Genomic DNA, 7,887 nt, shown 5'->3' with positions numbered 1-7,887 from the left:
ATATGACGGAGTGGTCATATGCACCGATGATGACCGGCGCCTGCTCGATCCGGTAGAAGCAACGCTTGTCCCCAACGGCGCGCGCGACCGGCGCCCGGGCGCCACCCCATCGCCAGAAAATCATCTGTTGTTTGCCGGCCCGTTCCGTTATGCACCAAATCGCATTGGCATAACCTCTTTCATCGACCTGTGCTGGTCAGAATTGAAGCGTCGATTCCCTGACCTGCGACTTACCATCCTCTGCGCCGGCGTATCAGCCGACGTCAAAGGCGATCCGAGATTCCAGCAGGACGGCATCGAACTGCGCGAGCGATACGAAGAGCCGTCCGCATGGCTCGAGCGATGCTCCCTCACCATCAACCCATTGACCGATACCCAGGGTTCCTCAGTGAAGCTCATCGAATCGTTGCTTGCCCGAAGGATTTGCGTCAGCACCGTCGATGGGGCCCGTGGTTTCACCGGCCGAGATCTAGGTGGGCTGGTCCTGACGGAGAATGTCGCGAACATGCTCGAGCCCATCGCCACTTTGTTGGGAAACGTTGAGCTACGGCATGCGCTCGAGTCTTCGAAGCTCGAGCATCTCGACGCATTTACATGGGACGCAGCGGCAACCAACCTGCATTCCCTGTATGCGCATGTCATGGAGTCGTGAATGGACAAGCAGGATTGGGGTTACGACCAGATTGCGGATATCTACGAGACCGACATGGGGAGAAGCATGCCCTTTGACGACGTCGCCTGGTATGTCTCATCGGCCCAAAATCTGGGTGGCCGCGCCCTTGAGCTAGGCTGTGGCACCGGGAGAATTCTGCTCCCGTTGATCCGGGCCGGCATCGATGTGATCGGCATAGACCGCTCACGCCCAATGCTCGCCAAACTAAAGAGGGACGCGCACCGTGAAGGGCTCCAGCCTTCGATCCTGCAGATGGATATATCCAGATTGGGTATCACCGGCAGATTCCGCTGCATCATCCTGGCCTATTCGCTGATCACCTATCTGCACGACGAGGTCGTCGCAGGCCAGGTGCTACGAAGCCTGGGCGAACGGCTTGAACCGGGCGGCATGATCATCCTGGATGCCTTTATCCCCAGGCCAATCCAGCAGTACGCTGAGTTCACCTTCGATTACCGGCGTGAATACGGAGACGGTGCGCTGGAAAGAAGCAAACGCATTACCGTCCTTCCATGTGGACGGCACCGGATCGAACGCCGCTACGTCATTCGAAACAAGCAAGAACTCGCGGTCCAGACCATCGAAACCAACGAAACGATTCGGCCGTACACGGTCAAGGAGCTCGTTGCGCTTGGAATGCGTGGCGGCCTGGCCATTGACAACGTCACATTCGATTATCACGCCCAAAATCCGACGGATGGGGCACGCTTCGCCACGATGGCCCTGAGGCAGGCATGAAGATTCTAGACAGACTCAGGCATTGGACCCGCCTTCCGGAAAATCAGGATAGCCCCTCCCAGGTAAGGACACGGGCTATGCCAGGCATCGTCTGGATCGAATTGACGTCGCGCTGCCCGTTCGATTGTGTCTTCTGCTCCAGAAAGCTTCTCCGCGGGAAAGGCCAGCACATGGACTTTGAGCTGCTGAAAAAGCTCATTCGGGAGCTCGGGCAACCAGAAGTCATTCGGCTGAACTACTCCGGCGAATCGTCGCACTATCCCCATGTCGTCGAAGCATGCGAGCTTGCAGCTGGTACCGGCGCCCAGGTCGAACTGGTAACTGCCCTGGCCTCACTACCCTGGCACCGCGTCGATGGGCTGGCTAAGGCGGGCCTGTCACGTCTCACGATATCGCTGCACACACTGGACGAGACTCGGTTCCAGGAGATCTATCGCTTCAGCGATGTGCACGAAATGAGAGCCCGCATCGAACGCATCGTCGAGTTGTCAAAGTCTGCACCGCATCACATGGCGGTCGATTTTGCATTCGTCGCCATGCAGCGTAATTTGCGGGATCTTGGCGCCGTCGCCGATTACGCATCTGCCATCGGCGTGTCGCGCGTGGATATTCATCCCGTGATCAGGCGTGACCCGATTCCCGAGACATTCGACGACGAACTCGATGGCGATCGCCTCAAGCCAAGTTTTCTCGCGGACCTGCGCGCCACGCTTGGAGGCGAAGAGCACCGGCATCCGGAGATATCCTTCCGCGTCTCAACGCCGGAGTTGATGGAGCGCACCCCGCTACGGGAGGACGCCTGCACCTATCCGTGGCCATTGCTGTCCGATGCACGGATTCACGGCTGCGAACAAGATCCATGGAATACCGTGCATATTCTGGCTGGCGGTGAAGTCGTGACATGCGAAGTGCGCGACCAGATTGTCATGGGCAGACTGACCCAACACAGCTTGTCGGAGATCTGGAACAGCCCCTCCTATGTGTCCTTCAGAGCTGATTACTTCCATGCCAGGGACACCAGATGCCGAAACTGCTCCTACAAAGTCGTGTCGGCTCCAGCACCTCTTCCTGGCGCCGTCATCGCGCCCGCCACCGGACGTTCCGGCCTGGTCTATGGCTGGCATAGCCCGGATCTTGAATCCATTTTTTGGAGCAGCCAACGAGCAAAGATCGCCCTGCTCGGCCGAGGACTCGTGCAATTGAAGTTCAGTGGATTGCTGCCGCCTGGAGAAGGCAGCGCCAACGTACTAACGCTGAAGGCGAATGGCGTTGCTCTCAAGACATGGACGAACGAGAGCGGGGAGATGGTGGACGTTCAATTCGAGAAGCGTGTGCACGCCCAGGGCCAGGTGATTCTTGAATTGGAAACATCCCAGATGTACTGCCCATTGCGCCGAGGCACTGGCGATGACTCTCGCGATCTTGGGTTTGCCTTGATCGAAGCAAGCCTCACGGCGATCGCGCAAACCCAAACAAGCGCCATACCCTGACCGGTTCAATATGACGCAGGCGCGCCGATGCGTCGCCCTCTACCCCGACGCAAGCCGCTTCACATCAGCAGCTTGCGCACCTTGAGCAGCGCGGTCACGAAGGCGTCGATCTCTTCGCGCGTGTTGTAGAACGCGAACGAAGCGCGCAGCGTGGCCGGCACCTGGAAGAACTGCATCAGCGGATGGGCGCAGTGGTGGCCCGAGCGCACGGCAACGCCCTGAAGGTCGAGCAGCGTGGCCAGGTCGGTGGCTTGTGCACCCTCGATCAGGAACGAGATCACGGGCTCCTTTTCCTTCGCCTCGCCAAACAGGCGCAGGCCGGGGATTTCGCGCAGGCGCTCCGTGGCATAGGAGAGCAGCTGCTGCTCCCAGGCATGGATGGCTTCGAAGCCCACGGAGTCGTAGTAGTCGATCGCCGCGGTGACGCCGGCGAAACCGGCGATATTTGGCGTGCCCGCTTCGAACTTGTGTGGCGCAGCGGCAAAGGTGGTGCCGGAGAAGCTCACTTCGCGAATCATCTCGCCACCGCCGAAGAACGGCGGCATCGCGTCGAGATGTTCCTTGCGCGCCCAGAGGCCGCCGGTGCCAGTGGGCGACAACATCTTGTGGCCGGTGAAGGCGTAGAAGTCACAGCCCAGCGCCTGCACGTCCACCGGGCGATGCGGCACCGCCTGGGAGCCGTCGACCACGAGCGGAATACCACGCTTGCGGCATTCGCGCGCTATCTCGCGCACCGGGTTCACGGTGCCAAGCACGTTCGAAACGTGCGTAACGCAGGCGAGCTTCACATCGGGCGTGAGCATCTCGATGTACTTCTCGAGGATCAGCTCGCCGCGCTCGTCGATTGGCGCCGCCTTCACCGTGGCGCCGGTGCGCGAGGCGGCGATCTGCCACGGCACGATGTTGGCGTGGTGCTCCATCACCGTGGTGAGGATGCTATCGCCTTCCTTCAGGCGCGGCAGCGCATAGCTGTAGGCAATGAGGTTCATCGCCTGGGTCGTGCCCGAGGTGAGGATCAGCTCATTGCGCGAGGTGGCGTTGATGAAGCGGGCCAGCTTGTCGCGCGAGCCTTCATAGGCCGCCGTCGCCTCTTCGCCCAGCAGATGCACGGCGCGCGATACGTTGGCGTTGTGATGGCGATAGTGCGCATCCACTGCCTCGATCACGCTCTCCGGCTTCTGGCTGGTATTGGCGTTGTCGAAGTAGATCAGCGGCTTGTCGTGCACGGTGCGCGACAGCAGCGGAAAATCCGCGCGGATGCGCTGGACGTCGAAAACGGTCGGGCTCGGCTTGGTCTGTGCGTTCATCGTGTTCGTTTCGCCTGATTGCTGTCGGGCCGCCGGTCAGGCGGAAGGCAATTGCGCCATCAGTCGTTCGTTGATGTGTTCGCGCAGCCCCTCGTCCGGCAGGGACTCGAACACGGCACGGCAAAAGGCCGCGGTGAGCATGGCGCGTGCTTCGGCCAACGGGATGCCGCGCGAGCGCAGATAGAACAGCGAGCGCTCGTCGAGCTGGCCCACGGTGGCACCGTGCGCCGCCTTCACCTCATCGGCGTAGATTTCCAGTTCGGGCTTGGTATCGATCTCGGCCTGGGCCGACAGCAAGAGATTCTTGCTGCTCAAGCTGGCGTCGCTACCGTCGGCGCCCTCGGCCACCACGATGGCGCCGCGGAACACACCGCGCGAACGCTCGTCGGCCACACCACGCCACACCGACTCGGACGTCGTATTGAGCGCCTGGTGGCGGATCGACATCTGCGTATCCACATGCTGGCGACCGCGCAGGGCGAACACGCCGCCCGTGTCCAGGCGCGACTTGTCGCCTGCCAGCACGGCGTGCAGGTCGTGGCGCACCAGCGAGCCGCCGAGCTCCAGCACATACATTGCCGCGTGCGCTTCGGCATGCAGCTGGAGGCTGTCATGGCGCACCAAGGTGCTGGCGTCGGAAGCATCCTGCAACGTCACGTGACGTAGCTTGGCGCCCTGGCGCAGCACCATATCGGTGACCTGGGTGCCGAGGTTCTGATGGGAATCGGTGGCTACGTGCTGTTCGACCAGGGAGAGCTCAGCGCCCTCGCCCAGCTCGATGACCTGGCGCACATGCGATGCAAGCGCGGCGTCCGCCGGCGCACCGATGAACAGCACGCGGACGGTCTTCGAAACTTTGGTGCCAGCGGCCACACGCAGCACCACACCATCACCGGCGAGCACGGCGTTGAGGCGAGCGAACACGTCGCCGCCATCGCGATAGTGACGCGACAAGGCAAACCGCAGCGGTTCGGCATCGCCCTGCAGCACCTGCGACAGCGGCTGCAGCGTCAGGCCGGCCGGCAGGTTGTCCACGCCAGACAAATCCTGACGGAACACGCCGTTGACGAACACCAGCGACGGACCGTCGATACCGGCCAGCGCGTAGCGGTCGATATCGATCGCACGCGTGGACGCCCGCGCATCGCCGGCAGCGAATCGCCGTTGAGCCAGCGCGCGCAGCGCGGTGTACTTCCACGCCTCCATACGCGTATCCGGCAGCCCGCCGGCCACGAAGGCATCGAGGTTCTCGCGGCGCGCGGCATCCAGCCAGCCGATGCCGCTGCCCGGCAGCTGAGCCTGAGCGGCAGCCTCCAGCAGCGATTCGACGAAGGGCGTGCGCTGGGCTTCGCTCATGCCGAGGCTCCAGTGAGCGCGGGATCCTTGTCGTTCACCCACGCATAGCCCTGCGCTTCCAGCTTCAGTGCCAGCGTCTTGTCGCCGCTTTCAACGATGCGGCCATCGGCCAGCACGTGCACGAAATCGGGTTCGATGTAGTCGAGCAGGCGCTGGTAATGGGTGATCACCAGGAAGCCGCGCTCGGCCGAACGCAACGCGTTCACGCCCTGCGCCACCTGCTTGAGCGCATCGATGTCCAGGCCCGAATCGGTCTCGTCCAGGATCGCCAGCTTCGGTTCCAGCACGGCCATCTGGAAGATCTCATTGCGCTTCTTCTCGCCACCGGAGAAACCTTCGTTCACGGCGCGATGCAGCAGTTCGTCGGAGATCTGCATGATCTTCAGTTTCTCGCGCACCAGCTTGAGGAACTGCATGGAGTCGAGCTCTTTCTCACCGCGCTGCTTGCGCTGCGCATTGAGTGCGGCGCGCAGAAAGTAGGTGTTGTTGACGCCGGGGATTTCCACCGGGTACTGGAACGCCAGGAACACACCGGCAGCGGCGCGTTCTTCCGGCTCCAGCGACAGCAGATCGACGCCGTTGAAGGTGACGGAGCCTTCGGTCACTTCGTAACCGTCGCGACCCGAGAGCACATTGCCCAGCGTGGACTTGCCCGCGCCATTGGGGCCCATGATCGCGTGCACTTCGCCGGCGTTCACGCTGAGCGTGAGTCCCTTGAGGATGTCCTTGCCCTCGACGCGGGCGTGCAGGTTTTCGATCTTCAGCATGACGGTTTCTTCAGTGGGCGACGCCGGGGCGTCGCATGTTCAAAATAAGGATCGGATGCAGCGATGGCGGCGATCAGCCGACCGCGCCTTCCAGCGACACTTCCAGCAGCTTCTTGGCTTCCACCGCGAACTCCATCGGCAGCTCGCGGAAGACCTGCTTGCAGAAGCCATCGACGATCATTGACACCGCGTCTTCCTCGCCGATGCCACGGCTGCGGCAATAGAACAGCTGATCATCGGAAATCTTGGAGGTGGTCGCCTCGTGCTCGACGATGGCGGAGGGATTCTTCACTTCCATGTACGGGAAGGTGTGCGCGCCGCACTTCTTGCCGATCAGCAGCGAATCACACTGCGTGTAATTGCGCGCGCCTTCGGCGCCCTTCTCTATCTTTACCAGGCCGCGATAGCTGTTGTTGCTGCGGCCGGCGCTGATGCCCTTGGAGACGATCTTCGACTTGGTGCCCTTGCCGATGTGGATCATCTTGGTGCCGGTGTCGGCCTGCTGGCGATGATGGGTGAGCGCGACGGAGTAGAACTCGCCCACCGAACGATCGCCGCGCAACACGCAGCTGGGGTATTTCCAGGTGATCGCCGAGCCGGTTTCCACCTGCGTCCACGAAATCTTCGAATCGTTGCCGCGGCAGTCGCCACGCTTGGTGACGAAGTTATAGATGCCGCCCACGCCGTTCTCGTCGCCCGGGTACCAGTTCTGCACGGTGGAATATTTGATCTGCGCGCGCTCCAGCGCCACCAGCTCAACCACCGCTGCGTGCAGCTGGTTCTCGTCGCGCATCGGCGCCGTGCAGCCTTCGAGGTAGGACACGTAGGCATCGTCTTCGCACACGATCAGGGTGCGCTCGAACTGCCCGGTGTTGATGGCGTTGATGCGGAAATAGGTGGACAGCTCCATCGGGCAACGCACGCCCTTGGGGATGAACACGAACGAGCCATCGGAGAACACCGCCGAATTGAGCGCAGCGAAGAAGTTGTCGCCCGTCGGCACCACGCTGCCCAGGTACTTCTGCACCAGTTCGGGATGTTCGCGGATGGCTTCGCTCATCGAGCAGAAGATCACGCCGGCTTCGGCCAGTTCCTTGCGGAAAGTGGTGCCCACGGAGACCGAATCGAACACCGCATCGACCGCGACGCCGGCGAGCTTGGCGCGCTCGTGCAGCGGCACGCCCAGCTTGTCGTAGGTTTCCAGCAGCTTCGGATCGACCTCGTCCAGCGACTTCGGGCCGGACTTGGGCGCGGCGTAGTAGCTGATCGACTGGTAATCGATCGGCTTCAGATTCAACTTGGCCCAGTCCGGCATCGGCATGGTGAGCCAGTGGCGATACGCCTTGAGGCGCCACTCGGTCATCCACTCGGGTTCTTTCTTGAGCGCGGAAAGTTGACGCACGATGTCTTCGGACAGACCGGCCGGCAGATACTCGGTCTCGATGTCCGTGACGAAGCCGGCTTCGTAGCGACGGCCCAGCGCTTCTGCCACTTCGGCGTTGTCGCGAAGTGTCGTGGCGGAGAGGTCGCTGCGTTCAGTGGTTTCGATGGTCATG

General features: G+C 61.9%; 7 protein-coding genes. 3 read left to right on the top strand and 4 right to left on the bottom strand.

What is annotated here, in order from left to right:
* The 3 genes from AC1DMG_RS17710 to AC1DMG_RS17700 all read left to right on the top strand — a co-directional run.
* Nucleotides 1-652, top strand: a 652-nt coding sequence (locus tag AC1DMG_RS17710) for a glycosyltransferase (RefSeq protein ID WP_477180846.1), incomplete at its 5' end; no start/stop codon positions are given.
* Nucleotides 653-1,411: a class I SAM-dependent DNA methyltransferase gene (locus AC1DMG_RS17705; protein WP_477178017.1), complete on the top strand. Its 759-nt coding sequence runs from the start codon at nt 653-655 to the stop codon at nt 1,409-1,411.
* Between the two features lie 77 nt (nt 1,412-1,488).
* Nucleotides 1,489-2,901: a radical SAM/SPASM domain-containing protein gene (locus AC1DMG_RS17700; protein WP_477178016.1), complete on the top strand. Its 1,413-nt coding sequence runs from the start codon at nt 1,489-1,491 to the stop codon at nt 2,899-2,901.
* Between the two features lie 59 nt (nt 2,902-2,960).
* Here the strand turns inward: AC1DMG_RS17700 and AC1DMG_RS17695 are convergent, their stop codons facing one another.
* From AC1DMG_RS17695 to sufB, 4 genes are all read right to left on the bottom strand, one after another.
* Entirely contained in the window at nt 2,961-4,208 is a 1,248-nt protein-coding gene (locus tag AC1DMG_RS17695) for an aminotransferase class V-fold PLP-dependent enzyme (RefSeq protein WP_477178015.1), read from the bottom strand.
* A 36-nt stretch (nt 4,209-4,244) separates the two neighbouring features.
* Nucleotides 4,245-5,564: a Fe-S cluster assembly protein SufD gene (gene sufD, locus AC1DMG_RS17690; protein WP_477178014.1), complete on the bottom strand. Its 1,320-nt coding sequence runs from the start codon at nt 5,562-5,564 to the stop codon at nt 4,245-4,247.
* Nucleotides 5,561-6,331 carry a Fe-S cluster assembly ATPase SufC gene (sufC, locus tag AC1DMG_RS17685; RefSeq protein WP_477175432.1) on the bottom strand — a complete coding sequence of 257 codons (771 nt, stop codon included), beginning with the start codon at nt 6,329-6,331 and terminating at the stop codon, nt 5,561-5,563. Before sufC ends, sufD begins: the two co-directional genes overlap by 4 nt.
* Before the next feature lie 73 nt (nt 6,332-6,404).
* Nucleotides 6,405-7,886: a Fe-S cluster assembly protein SufB gene (sufB, locus tag AC1DMG_RS17680; protein ID WP_441602697.1), complete on the bottom strand. Its 1,482-nt coding sequence runs from the start codon at nt 7,884-7,886 to the stop codon at nt 6,405-6,407.
* Nucleotide 7,887 lies beyond the last annotated feature (1 nt).

It is taken from the genome of Dyella sp. 01N36 (genome assembly GCF_056399745.1).
This window is presented reverse-complemented; position numbering and strand designations above follow the sequence as displayed.